This is a genomic window from Rhizobium sp. PEPV16, assembly GCF_008919455.1.
Lineage (GTDB): Bacteria > Pseudomonadota > Alphaproteobacteria > Rhizobiales > Rhizobiaceae > Rhizobium > Rhizobium leguminosarum_Q.
Genome location: NZ_VSZV01000353.1, coordinates 127,888 through 146,512, shown reverse-complemented (window position 1 = coordinate 146,512; position 18,625 = coordinate 127,888). Strand labels below are relative to the sequence as shown.

Below are 18,625 nucleotides of genomic sequence, written 5' to 3'. Positions count from 1 at the left end.
AAAGATCACGAACGGTGGCGAACTGCAGGCCATGATATTGCGGTCGAACTACACGTTCGATGGTATCCAATTTTTCACGCCGGACGAATTTTCGCAGCAACTCGCCTATATGAAGCGACCGACTGGCTATGTCATCCAACCCCACGTTCATAACGCCGTCGCGCGCGAGGTCCTCTATACGAAGGAAGTCCTGCTTATAAAGTCAGGCGTTGTCCGCGTGGACTTCTATTCCGACGCGCAGGAATACTACGAAAGCGCGATCCTGCGCGCAGGCGACGTCATACTGCTCGCCTTCGGCGGACATGGTTTTGAAATTATCGAAGAAGCTGAAATCATCGAAGTTAAGCAGGGGCCTTATGCCGGGGAATCCGACAAGACGCGATTTGTACCGTCGGTGCGCGAACTGAAGATAAAGGGTACCGAATGATTCCGGTCAATGAACCGCTCCTGAATGGTAACGAGAGTAAGTATCTGCTGGAATGCATCGAGACCGGCTGGATTTCCTCCGAAGGCCCCTTCATCACACGTTTTGAGCGTGAGTTTGCCGCGACTGTCGGCCGCAAGCACGCAATCGCCGTTGCGAACGGTTCGATGGCTCTCGACGCTGGTATGATGGCGCTTGGCCTGGAGGAAGGCACTGAGGTCATCATGCCGTCCTTCACGATCATTTCCTGCGCCGCAGCCATCGTGAGAGCGGGTTGTGTGCCGGTTGCGGTGGATTCGGATCCTCAAACCTGGAATATCGATCCGACGAAAATCGAAGCGGCGATCACACCGAAGACGCGCGCCATCATGGTGGTACATATCTATGGCCTGCCCTGCGATATGACCGCGATCAACGAGATCGCCCGCCGCCACGACCTCAAGATCATCGAAGACGCTGCAGAAATGCATGGACAGACATATAACGGCCAGCCCTGCGGCAGTTTCGGCGATGTCAGCATTTTCAGCTTCTATCCCAATAAGCACATTACCACAGGCGAAGGTGGCATGATCGTCACCGATTCCGAAGCCCTTGCCGACAGATCTCGGAGCCTGCGAAATCTCTGCTTCCTGCCTGCCCGCCGCTTCGTTCACGAGGAACTCGGCTGGAATATGCGTATGACGAATATGCAGGCGGCTCTGGGTTGCGCGCAGCTTGAGCGCCTTCCGGAATTCGTCGAGCGCAAACGTGCGATGGGCAGACTGTATACCGAGCTGCTTCAGGATCTGCCCGGCATTCAACTGCCGTTGCCTGAGACAAGCTATGCCCGGAATATCTATTGGGTCTATGGCATCGTGCTGAAGGACGAGATCGATTTCGACGCAGCCGAAGCGATGAAACGATTGGCGGCTAAAGGCGTAGGCTGCCGTCCGTTTTTCTGGCCGATGCACGAGCAGCCCGTTCTGCAGAAGATGGGCTTCTTCAAGGATGCAGATCTTCCCATCGCCGCAAAGCTTGCGCGCCGCGGCTTCTATATTCCAAGCGGCATGGCGCTGAGGGAAGATCAAATTCGCGAAGTCGCGGGTATCGTAGCGGAGGTCATCCGTTGACGACCAGTTTCGGATTGTACTCCCAGTATTACGACCTTCTCTATAAGGACAAGGATTACGAGGGCGAAACAGCTTATGTGAAAGCTCTGCTGGAGCGTTATGCCATCGGCCCAATCTCGCAGATTCTGGAGCTAGGCTCCGGCACCGGTATTCACGCCGAGAAGATCGCAGAAGCCGGATATGGGGTGCTGGGGGTAGAGCTGTCGGAAACCATGCTTGCGGCGGCCATGCCGAAGGCGGCACAGTCGGGCGGCAAACTTGATTTCACGCTGGGCGATGCACGCACATTCCGGACGGATCGGCAATTCCAGGCGGTCATCTCCCTTTTTCATGTTCTGAGCTATCAGACGTCCGATGCCGATCTCGAAGCGATGATGGAGACTGTCTCCCATCATCTCGAAGATGGCGGAATTTTCATATTCGACTTCTGGTACGGACCAGCAGTCCTTTGGCAGCGGCCGAGTACCCGCGTCAAACGCTTGGAAAACGATGAGATTTCCGTCGTTCGCGTCGCAGAGTCGGTCGTTCATGACGCCGAGAACGTCGTGGATGTCAATTACACGATCTTCGCGACGGAGAAGCTGAGCGCCAAGATCGAAATGGTTTGCGAAACCCACCGCATGCGCTACCTCTTCCTGAACGAGATAGACCGCCTCCTGACGAATGCGGGGATGAGCCGTGTGATTGCCGAAGAGTGGATGTCCGGTTCGACGCCGGGGGCCGAAACCTGGGGCGTCTGTGTCGTAGCGCGCAAGAACGCGGGCTGACTGTTGGCGATAGATTTGGACAGCCGAATTACCTTGCGTCGGAAGAGGATTGGTTTCTATCTCGGAGTAGGCCGCCATGCTGGTGGTATGTTCCAGTACGCGCAAAGCCTCGTGCAGGCCCTGTGTTCAATCAACGGCACGGACGTGGAGGTCATCGTTGCCTATGGGGACGAAGCCTGGCGCTCTGAACTTAATGCCAGCCCGCTGAAGGCCGTCCCGCTGCAGCACTGGAAGCGGGGCGAGACACTTGCCAAGCTGTTCATGGTTCTGCCCGGCTCCGTAGCGCGTGTCGTCGCCAGACGGATGAATCCACTCATGCGGGAATTGGCATCTCTCCAATGTGATCTGTGGATTTTTCCGGCTCAAGACGCCCTGACCTGGCAGATCAAGGAGCCCTCGATCGCAACCATTCACGATTTGATGCACAGATACGAACGCAGCTTTCCAGAAGCCGGAAGCTGGTTGCGCTTTCAACTGAGAGAAAGCCGGTTCCGTCACCTTGCGAACCAGAGTGCTGCCGTGCTCGTCGATTCCGAAACCGGGCGGCGTCATGTCATGGAAAGCTACGGCACGCCGGAAGATCACATATATCCGCTGCCTTATATCGCTCCGAACTATCTGACAGATTCGGTCGAGACGCCCGCCTTCGCCGAACGCTACCGGCTTCCGGAAAAATTCTATTTTTATCCGGCACAATTCTGGCCTCACAAGAATCACTTGCGGCTCGTGCAAGCGCTGGCAGCCGCGCGCACGATTCATCCGGACATGGAACTGGTATTGGCGGGCAACACACAGCGTGAATATGCGGCCGTCAAAACGATGGCAAGCGAGCTTGGGCTATCCCAAGCTGTTCACTTCGTCGGTTATGTGCCGGATTCGGATCTGGCTGGGTTTTATCGTCGTGCCAGAGGGTTGGTCATGCCGACTTTTTTCGGCCCGACAAACATCCCGCCGCTTGAAGCGATGGTCTGTGGCTGTCCCGTCTTGATCTCAGACAAGTATGGAATGCGTGAACAGTGCGGTGACGCAGCGCTTTATTTCTCGCCCCAATCCGTCGAGGAAATACAAAGAGCGATGAGCCGCCTGTGGGAAGACGAAGCCCTATCTTCCGTTTTGATCAAAAAGGGACTTGAAAGAGCTTCCTTGTGGAAGCAAGAGGATTTCGACCACCGTCTAAAAGACATTTTGGGGCGTGTCCTCGCTAAAGTCGCGTGATACATGGGTTGCTCCACGCAACCCCCTCAGGCCTTAGAAGATATAGCGCGGCTGACCGCTAACGGAGAGTTTGAGCATACTGATATGACAGGTCACCTGACGAAGCGGGAAAGTGAGATCGGAACCGAATCCTGGGATATAATCATCAGGCCGTCCGGCAAGACAGGCGTCGGGCTGACGGCTGCGTGGAAATATCGTGAACTTATCTGGATGTTCTTTAAAAGGGATTTCACGACTTTCTACAAGCAAACCGTGCTTGGACCGGTTTGGTATCTCATACAACCGACACTGACGACGATCACCTATTACATCGTCTTCGGAAAGATTGCCAATCTCTCCACCGATGGAATTTCCCCGCTTGTTTTTTATATGTCCGGCACCATTATCTGGAATTATTTCTCAGCTTGCCTCACCAATAACTCAGAAACATTTTCGAAAAACTCGAACTTGTTTGGAAAAGTGTATTTCCCCCGGCTAGTCGTACCACTCGCAGTCGCGATGAGCGGCCTGGTCGCATTTGCCATCCAATTCACGCTTCTGCTTACAATCTCTTTTGTCCTCTGGCTTAGCCAGGATGGAATAGTGATCAACTTGCGTTTCGTTTTGGCGACACCGCTGATTTTGCTCTATGTTGCGACGCTTGGTGTGGGCGCGGGGCTCGCGGTTTCCGCGCTGACAGTCCGATATCGCGATCTGGTTTACGCCGTCGGTTTCGTGGCTCAACTTTGGATGTATGCGACACCCGTCGTCTACTCCTACAGCCAAATTCCGGAACGGTATCAATGGTTTTATCATCTGAATCCGATGACGACACCGGTTCAGCTATTTCGCTGGGCATTGTACGACGCGTCGCCGCTCCCACTTAGCGTTTGCCTGGCGAATGTAACCGCCACCCTGGTGATTATGATTGGCGGTTTGATACTTTTCGCACGGGCCGAGGCAACCGCTATGGATACGGTCTGATGAATGAAATCGTTGTACGCGCCGAGAATGTAAGCAAGCATTATCGGCTGGGAATCATCAATCACGGTACCTTATATCGCGACCTTCAAAGCTGGTGGGCGCGGCGCCGTAACCTGCCTGACCCAAATGTCTCCATGTCGGATTACGCATCCGACCGAAAGAACAAGGCTCGCCTCAACAACGATATTTTCCATGCCCTCGACGACGTCTCTTTCGAGATTTCCCGCGGCGATATCGTTGGCGTCATCGGCCGCAATGGTGCAGGAAAATCGACCCTTCTGAAGCTGATGTCTCGCATAACGCGCCCGACCTCGGGCTACATTGGCATTCGAGGCCGGATTGCAAGCCTGCTGGAAGTTGGAACCGGGTTCCACCCCGAGCTCACGGGGCGTGAAAATGTTTACCTGAACGGCGCCATTCTTGGAATGACGCATGCCGAGGTCCGCAGGAAATTCGATGAAATCGTTGAGTTCGCAGAAATCGGTGAGTTCATCGATACCCCAGTCAAACGGTACTCTTCGGGCATGTATGTCCGGCTTGCTTTTTCCGTTGCGGCACATCTCGACCCTGAAATACTTCTTGTCGATGAGGTTCTTGCAGTTGGTGATGTCAACTTCCAGAACAAATGCATGGGCCGAATGCAGGAGGTGACCAAGGCGGGTCGGACAATCATGTTCGTCAGTCATAATATGACCGCGGTGAGCAGTCTTTGCCCCCAGTCCATTCTGCTGTCCGACGGACAGGTGGCTGCCATTGGCAGCACCTCAGATGTCATACGCGCTTACTTCGACCGACCCGAGCTTAATGGGAAGATGCATTTTGAGGCGGCTCCCCAGGATATCGACGGCAAGGCCGTAATATGTCGCCTTTCCATCAAAAATGAAGACGGCGAGATCGCTCAAACCGTTGAGCTTACAAAGAACTTCATCATCGAGGTTGAGTATGAGCTGCGGGAGCCGTTAACGGGACTGTCAGTCGGACTGCAGGTCATGATGGAGGATGGCTACTCCTCCGTCATCAGCCTATCTGATCCGGAACTCGATGTAAGCCGCCTCGACGCCAGACCTCCAGGTTATTATCGGGCGCAAGTCGTCATTCCGGCCGGCTTGTTGAACACCGGAACCTTTTATCTCCGCGCGGGCATTTCCAGCCGTTTTTCGATCTATTCGGTGGTTGAAGGCATACGATTCGAAGTCGAAGACAATGTCGGGATCATCCAGATGCTGGGCCAGCAACGAAAACCATCAATTTCGGCGATCCAACTGCCTTGGGATGTAAAGATGCTCTACCGCCGCGATTCTGAGGGCCTATTGAAATGAAGAAAGTACTTGTGACCGGAGCGGACGGCTTCATCGGCTCTCACCTCGTTGAAACCCTGATAAAGGCAGGCGTCGAAGTCCGCGCCCTTTGCCAGTACAACTCGTTTTCCAGCTGGGGCTGGCTGGACCAGTCTGAATACCGCGGCAAGTTCGAGGTCATTCTTGGAGACGTTCGCGACCCAGCACAAATGCGTGCCGTCGCTAAAGGCGTTGACACGATATTTCATCTGGCCGCGCTCATCGCTATTCCCTATTCCTATCAGGCGCCGTCCAGCTATGTGGACACCAACATTAATGGCACGTTGAATGTGCTTCAGGGCGCTCTCGATGCCGGCGTTGGCCGTGTCATCCAGACCTCGACCAGCGAGGTCTACGGAACGGCTCGCTTTGTCCCAATCAGCGAAAGTCATCCGCTGCAGGCACAGTCGCCCTATTCGGCGTCAAAAATCGGTGCTGACGCGATGGCATACAGTTATCATTCGAGTTTTGACCTACCGGTGACGATCGCACGGCCTTTCAACACTTTCGGCCCACGACAATCTGCAAGGGCGGTTATTCCGACTGTGATTTCACAGCTTCTGAGTGGACGGACGACGCTGAAGCTTGGTGCGCTTTCGCCCACCCGGGATTTCAATTTCGTGCAGGATACATGCGACGGCTTTCTGGCGCTCGCGGCCTGCGACGAAGCCATCGGCCAGACGGTCAATATCGGCTCGGGCAGCGAGATTTCGATCGGCGATACCGTTCGGCTGATCGCCGACATCATCGGCGTCAGCGTGAAGATCGAATGCGATGAACAGCGGCTGCGTCCGGCAAATAGCGAAGTGGAACGTCTGTGCTGCGACAACAGCCTGATCAAGTCTCTGACAGGATTTTCGCCGCGTTACAGCTTGGAAGATGGTCTGAAAGCGACGATCGACTGGCTGCGTCAGCCGCAGAATCTGGCGAGATACAAGGCGGATATCTTCAATGTCTAGGCGCGCAGTCATTCTGGCGGGCGGAATGGGAACGCGGTTGCGGCCCTATACTGTCGTGCTTCCCAAGCCACTGATGCCGATCGGCGACTATCCTATTCTTGAGGTGATCATTCGTCAGCTGATATCGGGCGGATTTCAGCATATAACGCTTGCCGTCAACCATCAGGCCGAGCTGATCAAGGCTTTCTTCCAGGATGGCGACAAGTGGGGTGTACGCATCGACTATTCGCTTGAGGACGAACCTCTTGGCACCATGGGGCCGCTGCGGCTGATAAAGGATCTGCCGGAGAATTTCCTGGTGATGAACGGCGACATTCTGACGGATCTCAACTATGCCGATTTTCATGATGCTCACGTCCGCGACGGGAATATATTCACGATCTCATCCAAGACGCGTCAGCATCGCATAGACTATGGCGTTCTTGACACCGGCGAGGCCGGGCTGCTGACCGGTTTTCGAGAGAAGCCGACGGCCGAATACAAAGTCAGCATGGGCGTCTACATGGTGTCTTCGAGGGCCGTCGAGCACATACCACAAGGTGGCGCCTATGGCTTTGATCAGTTGATGCTTGAACTTCTTGCGGCCGGCAAGCCGGCCACGGTTCGAGATTTTGCAGGCTATTGGCTCGATATCGGACGGCCTGACGATTATGCCTTGGCAATCGAGCAGTTCGAATCCATGCGGTCCAGGTTCTTGAATGGTTGATGCCATCGTCACCGGTGCTGGCGGTTTTCTCGGGAGCCGTCTGGTCAGACGGCTCAAGGAGGCCGGTTTTGACGTGCTTGCGCTTGACCGAACACATGGAGATATAAGCGAAGAAAAGGTTTGGCAGGAGCTTCCGGCGGCGCGCACGCTGTTTCACCTTGCCGGCAGGACATTCGTCCCGGATAGCTGGAGCCAAGGCCCGAGCTTCATGGCCGCCAACGTTCTCGGAACGCAACACGCTTTGAGCTGGTGCAAGCGACACAAGGCCAAACTCGTGTTCGCAAGTGCCTATATCTACGGGGTGCCCGAGCGGCTGCCGATCCATGAAAGCGATCCGGTCAGGCCGAACAACCCTTATGCTCTTTCCAAACATCTTGCCGAACAGCTTTGTGAGTTCGCCGCCACGCATGAGCAGATACCGGTGGTGGTATTGCGTCTTTTCAATATATATGGCGCAGGGCAGCGACCCGAATTTCTGATACCGACGCTTCTGAACCGGATACGGGCGAAGCAGGAAATACAGGTCCTGGATCTCAGTCCCCGGCGTGACTATATCTTCGTTGACGATGTCCTGAGCGCCTTTGCCAAGGCCATGGACGTCGCGGAAGGCTACCATTGCATCAATATCGGCTCCGGAATGTCGTATTCGGTGCAGGAAATAATCGACATCTTGCAAGAAGCTGCCGGCACCGATCTACCTGTAGTGTCATCTTGCACAGTTCGGCGGAATGAAATACCTGACGTGCGGGCCGATATCACGCGGGCTCGCACCGTTCTCGGATGGCGGCCGGAATGGGATCTGCCGGCCGGGATGCGCGCGATGATGAAGGAGTCGTAAATTGAACGAGCGTTACGTTCCGATCAATAAGGGCAACTACTCGATGGACACGGTCGAGCGCGAAGCCGCGTTCGACAAGTTCCGGGGTGAAGGCTGGGAAGCAGAATACGCGGATTACCGTCGCAAATGGTCAGAGTATGCCCTGAACCAGCAGGTTTCGGACTATCCGCTGCTCGTCGATCTCGAGCTGGCATCGATCTGCAATCTGCGCTGCCCGATGTGTTATACGATTAGCGACGAGTTCAAGAAAAGTGTGAACACGACGCGGATGGACTGGGATCTCTACTGCCGTATCATCGATGAGATCGGCGGCAAGGTTCCTGCGATCCGTCTTTCGCTGCGGGGCGAGGCCACGCTGCACAAGCGCTTCGCCGACTGTGTGCGCTATGCCAAGGACCATGGGATCAAGGAAGTCTCGACCCTCACGCACGGCTTCAAGCTCAACAGAGACTATTTCGCTCAGCTCGTCGATGCCGGCATCGACTGGATCACCGTTTCGATCGATGGCACCGGTGAGACCTACGAGAAAATCCGCAAGCCAATCAAGTTCGAGGCCCTGCTCGACAAGATCAAGGACATCAAGAAGTACAAAGACGAGCGTGGTCTCCATCGTCCGGTCATCAAGGTGCAAGGCATCTGGCCGGCGATCCGGGAAAATCCGGATCTTTACTATGAGACGTTTGCACCACACGTGGATCTAGTCGCCTTCAATCCGCTGATCGACTATCTCGGAAACGATTCTGACGTTCAATATCTGGATAACTTCACCTGCCCGCAGCAATACCAGCGCCTCGTTATCGGCGCCGACGGGCTTGTGATGAAGTGCTCGAACGACGAGGAAAATCGCGAAGTCATTGGTGACGCGACCAAGGAGACGGTACACCAGATTTGGCACGGCGAAAAAATGAATGCAGTCCGCGCCTTGCACAAGGAACCGCAGGGCTTCTTGAAAAGTGAAGTATGCCGCCGATGCTATCTGCCTCGCCTGACGGATGATGAGCCGACCGAAATCTGCGGCCGGAAAGTGATCGTCCGAAATTACGTAGATCGGGCCCAGGAAATCGGAAAATAGAGCAGCAGCCGGGTGCATATCGGTCGTGTGCGGGATGACATTGCACAGAGCTGGACTGAGCTGTGCTACCGCTATTGGAACGCCGGCCGTATAGTGAATTGCAGGAGTAGCAGATGTTCCGGAACTACCGACCCGACCGGTGTTATATTATCGCCGAAATCGGCGGGAATTTTACGACTTTTGATCAGGCAAGACGGCTGATCGACGAGGCCAAGGCGTCCGGCGTAGATGCTGTCAAGCTCCAGACTTATCGCGCAGAGACCCTGTCGAGCCGGAACGCCATGTTCGATATGGAAAACACCGGCGTTACCTCGCAGTTCGAGCTTTTCCGTAAATATGAAATCGGTCACGAGCTTCACGAAGCGGTTTTCCGCTATGCCGAGGAGCATGGGCTGGACTGGTTTTCGTCGCCCTCACACGAAACGGATGTCGATCTGCTGGAAAATTGCGGGGTTGGTGCCCACAAGGTGGGCTCGGACGATGCGGTCAACATTCCCTTCCTCCGCTACCTGGCAAAAACGGGCAAGCCGATAATCCTGTCGACGGGAATGTCGACGCTCGACGAAGTTCGGGAATCCGTTGGCGCAATCAAGGAGGCGGGTAATCAGAAGCTCATCCTGCTGCACGCCATCACAAGCTATCCGACGCATCCGGAAAATGTGAACCTGCGCGCAATGCAAACGATGATGGAGGCGTTTCCGGATCTCGACGTTGGCTATTCCGACCATACGTTGACCCCGGTCGCCAGCCTTTGTGCCGCCGCGATGGGCGCACGGGTTATAGAGCGGCATTTCACCTACGACAAAACCGCCGATGGTCCCGACCACATGCTCTCGGCCGATCCAGCAGAAATGAAATGGCTTGTGGATGCGATACGTGCTTTCGAGGTGATGAAAGGCAGTGGTCGCAAGGAACCGGCCGCCAGTGAAGCGACGACAAGATTGAACAACCGCAAGAGCATTGTCGTCAATCGACCGCTCAATGCTGGCCATGTCATCTCTGTCGGCGATATCTCGGTGAAGCGACCTGGGACAGGGATTGAACCGAAGCATCTCGACACTCTTGCGGGGCGACGGCTCGTGAATGATCTCGATGCGGACGCCGTTCTCCAGTGGAGCGATCTGGCGTGACGCTTGGAATCATTATCCAGGCGCGGATGGGATCGACCCGATTGCCGGGAAAGGTGCTTCGCGACATTTCCGGCAAACCGCTTCTCGGACATGTTCTGGGTAGGCTTCAAATGTTGAAGCGGCCTGCTAGGGTTGTCGTTGCAACATCATCGGCCGGCGAGAACGATATGATCGAAGCGTGGTGCCTTGAGCATGGTGTAAGCTGCTTTCGTGGCGACGAAGCCGATGTTCTCGATCGTTATTTTCAATGCGCAAAATCGCTCGGAATGTCCGACATTGTTCGAGTGACCGCGGATAATCCTTTCACTGACATCGAGGAGCTCGAGAGGCTGATCGATCTGCACCAAAAACAGGGATTCGACTACACGCATGCGTTCGGCCAGTTGCCGATCGGCGTTGGTGCCGAGATATTTACGTTCGAAGCCTTGGCGCGCAGTCATCGCGAGGGAAAGCTGCCGCACCATCGCGAGCACGTGAATGAATACTTCACCGACCGGCCGGAACTGTTCAAGATCGGCCAGCTCGACGTACCACCGGCTAAAATATCCCCCGAACTGCGCCTGACGGTAGATACAGAAGAAGACTGGAGACGGGCTTGCGCTCTGGCAGCGCGCGGAGGTGGGAACTGGCTCGGAACAGAAGAAGCGATCAGACTATGTTCGTCTTCTGCATAGAGAGTTCGCATGCACGCGGCATGGGGCATCTGTTTCGGTCGTTGACGCTCGCCACCGAATTGCGTTCGCGCGGTCATTCGGTGCTATTTTTAGCGAACGATCATCCGAATTCGTTGAGGATCATCCGGGAGCGCGGCTTTGACGTGGCGCTTTATGATCTCGCCTCCGTGACCGGATGGGAGGATGGCTTTATCGAACCCGATGCATCATCCTCGGTCTGGATCAATGATCGCCTGAATACGCAGCGATCCCACAGTGAAGCGATTAAGCGTTTAGGCGCCAAGCTCGTTACCTTTGATGATCGTGGCGATGGCGCGGAACTTGCCGACATCAATATCTGCGCGCTCCTGTTTGAAAAGACTGAGGGTCTCAGGGGTAAGGATGTTCGGCTGGGAGTGGAGTACATGATACTCAATCCTGAAATCGCTGCGTATCGCAGGATTCGGCGAAGCCTTGCATCGATACTCGTCACGCTCGGAGGCGCCGATACCTACGGCGTGACGGTCCGCGTCGCCAAATGGCTGAGCAGCAAGTCTTTTCCCGTCACCATCGTCACGGGCCCGAGCTTCCAGCACATGGCGGAGCTTGAAGGGGTCGTCGCGACCGCTGCACCGGGTCGGTTCAAACTGCTCAACCAGGTGCCGTCGCTTGCGGCAGAGATGCAGGGACACGATCTGGCGATTACCGGCGGCGGTGTCACCCCATTCGAAGCCTGCGCGGCCGGCTTGCCGTGCGTGGTGATCGCCAACGAACCTTTTGAAATCCCGGTGGGGCGTGCGCTCGAAGAGCTTGGAGCAGCGTTCTTCGCCGGGCATCACTCGGCATTCGATCTCGGCATCCTGGAAAAGCCGATTCCCATCAAGAGCATGAGCGAGACTGCCATGGCCAATGTCGATCTTGGCGGAGTCGGCCGCGTTGCCGATCTGCTGGAAAGATTGGCTGCATGACTATGACAGCGGTGATCCATCAGCCGGACTTTGCGTCCTATCTCGGCTTTTTTCAGCGTTTTCTGAACGCCGACGTCTACATCGTTCTGGATCACGTTCAGTTCGTCCATGGCACGAGCAAAAGCTGGACGCATCGTGACAAGATAAAGACGGCACAAGGCGACCGCTGGCTCACCGTCGGAATTAGAAAGCCAAGCTTCGGTACACCGATCAATGCGGTGGAACTGGCACCCGGCACAGGATGGATAGACCAAAACCTTTCCCTGCTTCGGGAAAACTATCGCAGATCTGACGGTTGGAGTGAGGTCTTTCCCCGTATAGAGGTCCTCTATGGCAGGCGGTTCGAGCTACTGGCCGATTTCAACATGCATTTCCTCGAAGGGATCCTGGATATGCTTGAAGTCACCATGCCGATGGTACGATCAAGCACTCTAAGCCCCGAGGGTCATAGGAACGAATTGCTTGTCGAACTGCTGCGTAAAGTGGGAGCAACACGTTATCTCTCGGGTCTCGGCGCGCGCGGCTATATGCAGCCCGAACTATTCGAGGCAGCCGGAATCGAAATCGAATGGCAGCATTTCGTCCACCCGGTTTACCCACAGCCGTTCGGCGAATTCGTTCCCTATCTCAGCATCCTCGACACACTGCTGAATTGTGGTATTGCAGGCACGCGTGACCTGCTCTGGAGTTGCAAATGAATATTCTCGCGATCGGTGCCCATTTTGACGACGTCGAACTGGGCTGTGGCGGTGCATTGGCGCGCCATGCGGCAAACGGCGACACGGTTTACGTCTATGTTGCAACCGTATCCGGCTTTTCCAACCAATATGATCAGTCCGTGCGCAGCAGCCAGGTCGCCAGAGCGGAAGCGGATGCTGCGATGGAAATCCTCGGAGTCGAGAAGATGTTTTGCGGCGAGTTCAAGACGCTCCAGATCGAATTCGTCGACCCGCTGAATATCGAGATCCTCAAGCTCGTGCAGGATCTGAAGATCGATATGGTCTACACCCACTGGGTCGGAGACATCCACCATGACCATCTGGCCTTGTCGCGCGCGTCGCTGCATAGCTGCCGCCATGTGCCGCGCCTGCTGATGTACCGCAGCAACTGGTATCATTCGACGGTCGATTTCAGGGGGAATTTCTACGTCGACATCACCTCCCATTGGGACCAGAAGGAAAAGGCGATCCTTGCCCATGAATCCGAGATGGAGCGCACAGGACGGAAATGGGTGAGCTTCTTCCGCAATGAAGCGGAGAACGCCGGCCAGCGCATCGGTGTAAAATACGCGGAGGTTTTTGAGGTCGTAAAGTGGCTGCAGCTTTGAGAAAAATTTTGACCTTTGGCTCCATGCTGCTCCCCTATGGTGTGCATGAGTTGAGGCGCAGGCTAAGTACTCGCCACAAACTCTCTGCTGATGTCGCGAGATCACTGGCAGAAAATAGACAACTTGCTGGTCAGCACGAGGGCGGCCGCTGTTTTATTTTAGGAAACGGCCCGAGCGTCAAGGGCTTGGATCTGTCGCGACTTCAAGGCGAAACCGTTATAACTGTTTCCAATGGCTACCTGCACTCCGATTTCGGCAAGTTCCAGTCTCGTTATCATTGTGTTCCGCAAATTACCTACGTAACGATGACGTCGGAGGACGTGATCGACTGGTTTGACGAGATGCATTCACACCTGGGCGCCGCGGAACTGTTTCTCAGTTCCACTGAAGCGGAACTGGTTCGAAAGCACAATTTGTTTTCAGGGCGAACGGTTCGGTATCTTGTGCTCGGTGAAAGCTTCGACGAAAGAACATCAGAGGAAGTCGTCGATATCTCTCGACCGGTCCCTCGTGTCGAGTCGGTGCCGGTGATGGCCTTGATGATAGCGATGTATCTTGGTTTCAAAGAGATCATCCTGCTCGGCATCGACCACGATCGTTTCCTGACATCGAGCTACGGATACGCCTTCGACCTCAAGGTGCAAAAGGGAAAAGATTTCACCGTAAATGCGGACGGCACCCTGACAAGGACCCGTCACGACGAGTTTCAGCAGCTGGCGCGGCTGTGGCGGCAGTATCGAGCCATCTCAAATATCGCCAAAGCGAATGGTATCCGCGTCGTCAATTCCACACCCGGCGGAGCACTGGACGAATTTGAGAGGCGGCCTTTCCAGGCTTGGTTCGAAGAATGAAGCGCCTTCATCCTGCGTCAATACTGGCTGATAGAACAAACGCGCGGTTCGCTGTCGCCGATGTGTCTTTTGTACAACGGCCGGATTTCTGTTGGTTCGTAAGGAAAGACGACAATATTTGATGCGCGTAAACGTCCTAATTCCGGTCTTCAACCGACTTGAGCACACTCGCAAAGTTATCGCGGCCTTGAGGGCCCAAACCGTTGTCGACAATATCCGAATTGTCATCATTGATGACGGCTCCACCGATGAAACGGCTGAGTTCCTCGCGGCGCAGCCTGACGTGACGAGCATAAGAGGCGACGGCAATCTGTGGTGGGGCGGAGCCATAGAGGTCGGTCTGAAGCGGGTTCTGCCCGACTGTGGCCCCGAAGACTACATCCTGTTCGTCAACAATGACACGTGGTTTGGCCCGACCTATGTCGAGACATTGATACGGTGTTCACGCGAAAATGGGGATGCCATTGTCGGCAGCGTCGTTCATGAGGAGGAGAGCGACCCGCCTTTGACGGGCGTGGGACCGCGCTTGAACATAAATCGTATTGCGGTATGGGACATTCTTGCCGAGTTGAGTGAAGAGGAGCGCCGGAATCCTAAGCCGCTCTATAAGGCGGACGCGCTCAGCGGTCGCGGAACGTTGTTTCCCGCGGAACTGTTCAAACGGCATGGAACCATGCGCCCGCGTTTCCTGCCGCATTATATGGCCGATTACGAAATATCCATGCGCTTCGCACGAACGGGCGTACAACTCCTTGTTTCCAGCGAAGCCATAGTTTATTCACCGCCAGTCTACGGCGCTCACGTGTCGAATATGTCTTCGTGGAAGAAGCATTTTGGCCGGCGCTCGCCCCACAATGTATTTCAGCGGGCCGCGTTCTATTCTTTGATCGGCACGCCTTTGCAACGGCTGACAGCGCCATTGCGCATGGCGGCCTTCATGATTATCCGGACGGCCCATGCTCTGCGAGCGAGAAATGAAAAAGGACAATAACGACGCGATGAAGAGCGATCATCAGATGCAGTGTATTGCCTGCGGTTCGAATATGGAAACATTTATCGAGCGCATATCCGACGATCGATACGGCTGCCCCGGTGTATATTCGATCGAGAGGTGCGTGTCTTGCGGTCATATGACGACCACACCGCCGCTCACGGAAGAAGACCTGCCTGGGCTTTACAGTACGTATTATCCACGCCGGGAAGTTGATTTCTCCGCCATAGAGCGAGAAGCTGCGCTGGTAAACAAGCCTTTCGCCGCTTTCAATCGTTGGATGGCCGGCACCGACCACCAAGGCCACTATCTAGCGCAGCCTGGTGAGAAGGTACTGGATGTCGGTTGCGGCTCATGCATTTCACTCCTTGAAATGCGCAACAAGGGTATCGAAAGCTGGGGGATCGAGGCGGATCCGAATGTGCGGACGATTGCCGATCACTTTGGTTTGCAAGTCCATATCGGCAACATTTACGATCTGCCCTTTCCCGACATGAAGTTCGACCTGATTGTATTGAATCAGGTGCTCGAACATGTGCCGGATCCTTCGGCCATGCTGCAGGCGGTAAGAGAACGTCTCACCCCCCAGGGTCGCGTGATCATGGCGTTCCCCAATACGGGCTCGTTTCATCACAAGATCTGGAAAGACCGCTGGATCAATTGGCACATTCCCTATCACCAAAATCATTTCAACCGCACCTCTTTTACCAAACTCGCCGGCAAGTTTGGTTACAAGGTCGAAAGCGTCAGAACGGTTACGCCTAATCTCTGGTCGGTCCTGCAATTACGCACTGCACGCGAGCGGAAGCAGGAGGGCAAGTCATCATCCACCTGGACGCACAATGCTGATGCAATCCAAGCCAGGCCACCGTTCTTCACTCGGCTGAAGAACATAGCCCTATCGCGTGGCGCGCGTGGGGCCGGAATGGTGATGGGATTGGGCAATCGAATTCTGGATGCCGCAGGCAAGGGCGACAGCCTTCTCTTCGTGCTGAGGCCGATCTAGAAATTCCACCCGCTTTCCCGCAGGGTCAGGCGATCGCACGTAGGAACGCTCCGACTACATCGGAGCGGATATGCAGGCACGGGTGCAGTTCAAGCTCACGCCGCGAGGCCTGGATACAATGAGGTATGGCGTGTCAAGAACCGGAAGAAGTTGCTTCGAAATGGCGAGGGACCTCCTGCATTGATCAAGGATAATCTGCAGTACTGGATTGCGACGCCGCCTTTCCCTCTGCTACGGGTTGGCTAGATTTCGCCTCTTCGAATATGAGCAAGACACCCGTTAAAATGGCTGCAGACACTGCCGATCCACGTACTCCCCGGATAAGCCTCATCACCGTTTGCTGGAACGCCGAGCGGACCATTGCCGATACGTTGCGGTCCATCGACACGCAAACCTACCACGATTTCGAGCACATCATCATCGACGGTGGCTCAAGCGATTCTACGCTCGCCATCATCGCTTCGGCGCCTGCCGAGAACCGCCGTGTGCTTTCGGGACCGGATGGAGGCATCTATGAGGCGATGAACAAAGGAATTGGTCTAGCAACCGGTGATATTATCGGGTTCCTGAATGCGGACGATATTTTCGAGAGCAGCGACTCCCTCGGAACTGTGGCGGCTGCGTTGGAAGATGAAGCATATGACGGCTGCTACGGCGATCTCGTCTATGTTTCCAACCGGCATACCGATCGCAAGATCCGCTACTGGAAATCGCGTGCGTTCAGATCCGGTTCTTTCGCCCGTGGCTGGTGTCCACCACATCCGACATTTTATGTTCGACGTAGCATTTATGAACAGTTCGGGCGGTTTGATCTGCGTTATCGGCTTGCAGCCGACGTCGAGCTTATGATGCGATTTTTGGAAGTCGCGCGGATCAGAACAATCTATATCCCGCGAGTCCTGGTCAGGATGCGCTTAGGGGGCGCCACGAACAAGAACGTTCAAAATATATCGCGTCAGAACAAGGAGGTGCTGTCCGCCCTTGCCGACAACGGCCTGAAGGTCTCAACATCGATGTTCTGGGCCTTTAAGATCGTGAACCGGTTGGGCCAGTTCCTGATGCGCAATCGATCGCAGGACCTATCAGATTAAGTCCACGCCGCCGCAATCGCCGGTCACACCGCCCCCTGCACCCCTTCCGCAATCGCCGTCATCCTCTCCGCCCAAGCATGCCCGATCTCCCGGTCTGGGTTTACCAGGAGGTCGGATTGCGTTCATGCAAAAAGGAAATCCCCCGAGTCCAAGCTCGTCAAGGCAACGTTCCTCAACACTATGGTGTTGTCGATATCGGCTGTAACGATTGTATCGTTGCCATACTGACTGGATGCAGCAAAAAGCGATTCCCAGTCGGCGAAAATGTTGTGATCGATCGAGATCACATCATGTGCGGAGCCGGTTGCCACGAAGTTGGTGATCGTATCGTGGCCCCAGTTCAGCGAATAGACGAAGACGTCGGCTGCTGCTCCACCAGTGAGGATATCGTTGCCGGCGCCACCCGTCAGCGTATTAGAACCACTGCCGCCGACGATAACGTTGTTCAGCGCATTCCCTGTTCCGGCAAACGGCCCTGTCCCGGCAAAGCTCAGGTTCTCGACATTGCCGGCAAGCGTATAGTTCGCCAGGTTGGTGCGAACCGTGTCGGTCCCGGCGTCAGCGGCTTCGGTGACGAGGTCGCCGGCATTGTCGATGATGTAGGTGTCGTTGCCCGCTCCGCCGATCAAGGTGTCCGCACCTGCCGCGCCATTCAGCGTGTCGTTGCCGGCGCCGCCGGTGATAGTGTTGGCGAGCGCATTGCCGGCGCCGGTGAAGCTGGCCGATCCGGTATAGGTCAGGTTCTCGACATTGTTGCTGAGCGTATAGCTTGAAAGCGCCGTCTGGACCGTGTCCGTCCCTTCGTTCACATTCTCGATCACGATGTCAGTCGCAATATCAACGACGTAAACATCGTCGCCCATCCCACCCGACATCTTGTCTGCACCAGACCCGCCGATCAAAGTGTCGTTGCCCGCAGCCCCCGCGAGGCTGTCAGCGCCAACACCACCTGTGATAACGTTGTCGAGCAGATTCCCTGTTCCGACAAAGGTTGCCGTTCCGATGTAGGTGAGGTTCTCGACATTGACGCCAAGCGTATAGTTTGCCAGCACGGTCCTGACCGTGTCGGTTCCCGCGGCGGCGTTCTCGGCAACGCTGTCGCCGGCATTGTCGACGATATAGGTGTCGTCGCCCGCACCGCCGATCATCGTGTCGGCGCCAGCCCCGCCATTCAGCGTGTCAGTGCCGGCGCCGCCGGAAAGCGTATCGGTGGCCGCG

Annotated in this window: 20 protein-coding genes; 19 read left to right on the top strand and 1 reads right to left on the bottom strand. The window is 55.4% G+C overall.

Annotated features, from left to right (window positions below; genetic code table 11):
• From FY112_RS32835 to FY112_RS32745, 19 genes are all read left to right on the top strand, one after another.
• Positions 1–427, top strand: a 427-nt coding sequence (locus FY112_RS32835) for a hypothetical protein (protein WP_246700813.1), incomplete at its 5' end; no start/stop codon positions are given.
• Positions 424–1,533 (top strand): DegT/DnrJ/EryC1/StrS family aminotransferase, encoded by a 1,110-nt coding sequence (locus FY112_RS32830; protein ID WP_131710078.1) that lies wholly within the window; start codon positions 424–426, stop codon positions 1,531–1,533. The genes FY112_RS32835 and FY112_RS32830, both read left to right, overlap by 4 nt.
• Positions 1,530–2,300, top strand: a complete 771-nt coding sequence (locus FY112_RS32825) for a class I SAM-dependent methyltransferase (protein WP_151520254.1) — start codon at positions 1,530–1,532, stop codon at positions 2,298–2,300. The genes FY112_RS32830 and FY112_RS32825 overlap by 4 nt, the downstream gene beginning before the upstream one ends.
• Positions 2,301–2,315: 15 nt before the next feature.
• Positions 2,316–3,515 (top strand): glycosyltransferase family 1 protein, encoded by a 1,200-nt coding sequence (locus tag FY112_RS32820; RefSeq protein ID WP_245514920.1) that lies wholly within the window; start codon positions 2,316–2,318, stop codon positions 3,513–3,515.
• Positions 3,516–3,599: 84 nt separating this feature from the next.
• Positions 3,600–4,478, top strand: a complete 879-nt coding sequence (locus FY112_RS32815; protein ID WP_065282268.1) for an ABC transporter permease — start codon at positions 3,600–3,602, stop codon at positions 4,476–4,478.
• A complete protein-coding gene (locus tag FY112_RS32810; protein WP_065282267.1) occupies positions 4,478–5,797 on the top strand; it encodes an ABC transporter ATP-binding protein in 1,320 nt (439 codons plus the stop codon). Before FY112_RS32815 ends, FY112_RS32810 begins: the two co-directional genes overlap by 1 nt.
• Positions 5,794–6,774, top strand: a complete 981-nt coding sequence (locus FY112_RS32805; protein ID WP_131630345.1) for an NAD-dependent 4,6-dehydratase LegB — start codon at positions 5,794–5,796, stop codon at positions 6,772–6,774. Before FY112_RS32810 ends, FY112_RS32805 begins: the two co-directional genes overlap by 4 nt.
• Entirely contained in the window at positions 6,767–7,480 is a 714-nt protein-coding gene (locus FY112_RS32800) for a nucleotidyltransferase family protein (RefSeq protein ID WP_131630344.1), read from the top strand. Before FY112_RS32805 ends, FY112_RS32800 begins: the two co-directional genes overlap by 8 nt.
• A complete protein-coding gene (locus FY112_RS32795; RefSeq protein ID WP_131630343.1) occupies positions 7,473–8,318 on the top strand; it encodes an NAD(P)-dependent oxidoreductase in 846 nt (281 codons plus the stop codon). The genes FY112_RS32800 and FY112_RS32795 overlap by 8 nt, the downstream gene beginning before the upstream one ends.
• Position 8,319: 1 nt before the next feature.
• Positions 8,320–9,390 (top strand): radical SAM protein, encoded by a 1,071-nt coding sequence (locus tag FY112_RS32790; RefSeq protein ID WP_027666461.1) that lies wholly within the window; start codon positions 8,320–8,322, stop codon positions 9,388–9,390.
• Positions 9,391–9,503: 113 nt separating this feature from the next.
• A complete protein-coding gene (locus FY112_RS32785) occupies positions 9,504–10,520 on the top strand; it encodes an N-acetylneuraminate synthase family protein (protein ID WP_131630342.1) in 1,017 nt (338 codons plus the stop codon).
• On the top strand, positions 10,517–11,194 hold the full coding sequence (locus tag FY112_RS32780) for a glycosyltransferase family protein (protein ID WP_131630341.1): 678 nt from the start codon (positions 10,517–10,519) through the stop codon (positions 11,192–11,194). Before FY112_RS32785 ends, FY112_RS32780 begins: the two co-directional genes overlap by 4 nt.
• Positions 11,176–12,141: a glycosyl transferase gene (locus FY112_RS32775; RefSeq protein ID WP_131630340.1), complete on the top strand. Its 966-nt coding sequence runs from the start codon at positions 11,176–11,178 to the stop codon at positions 12,139–12,141. Before FY112_RS32780 ends, FY112_RS32775 begins: the two co-directional genes overlap by 19 nt.
• Complete coding sequence (locus FY112_RS32770; protein WP_131630339.1) at positions 12,138–12,839, top strand: WbqC family protein; 702 nt, start codon at positions 12,138–12,140, stop codon at positions 12,837–12,839. Before FY112_RS32775 ends, FY112_RS32770 begins: the two co-directional genes overlap by 4 nt.
• Positions 12,836–13,468, top strand: a complete 633-nt coding sequence (locus FY112_RS32765) for a PIG-L deacetylase family protein (protein ID WP_131630338.1) — start codon at positions 12,836–12,838, stop codon at positions 13,466–13,468. Before FY112_RS32770 ends, FY112_RS32765 begins: the two co-directional genes overlap by 4 nt.
• The gene (locus FY112_RS32760; RefSeq protein WP_131630337.1) at positions 13,453–14,319 is read left to right on the top strand and encodes a hypothetical protein; all 867 of its coding nucleotides are present in this window, start codon (positions 13,453–13,455) and stop codon (positions 14,317–14,319) included. The genes FY112_RS32765 and FY112_RS32760 overlap by 16 nt, the downstream gene beginning before the upstream one ends.
• A 121-nt stretch (positions 14,320–14,440) precedes the next feature.
• Positions 14,441–15,310: a glycosyltransferase family 2 protein gene (locus FY112_RS32755; RefSeq protein WP_131630336.1), complete on the top strand. Its 870-nt coding sequence runs from the start codon at positions 14,441–14,443 to the stop codon at positions 15,308–15,310.
• Positions 15,294–16,316, top strand: coding sequence for a class I SAM-dependent methyltransferase (locus tag FY112_RS32750; RefSeq protein WP_131630335.1), 1,023 nt, complete (start codon positions 15,294–15,296; stop codon positions 16,314–16,316). Before FY112_RS32755 ends, FY112_RS32750 begins: the two co-directional genes overlap by 17 nt.
• Positions 16,317–16,600: 284 nt before the next feature.
• Positions 16,601–17,407: a glycosyltransferase family 2 protein gene (locus tag FY112_RS32745; protein WP_151520253.1), complete on the top strand. Its 807-nt coding sequence runs from the start codon at positions 16,601–16,603 to the stop codon at positions 17,405–17,407.
• Between the two features lie 122 nt (positions 17,408–17,529).
• On the opposite strand, the gene FY112_RS38325 is transcribed toward FY112_RS32745, so the two are convergent.
• The coding region (locus tag FY112_RS38325) for a calcium-binding protein (RefSeq protein ID WP_246700812.1) at positions 17,530–18,625 on the bottom strand (1,096 nt) is incomplete at its 5' end.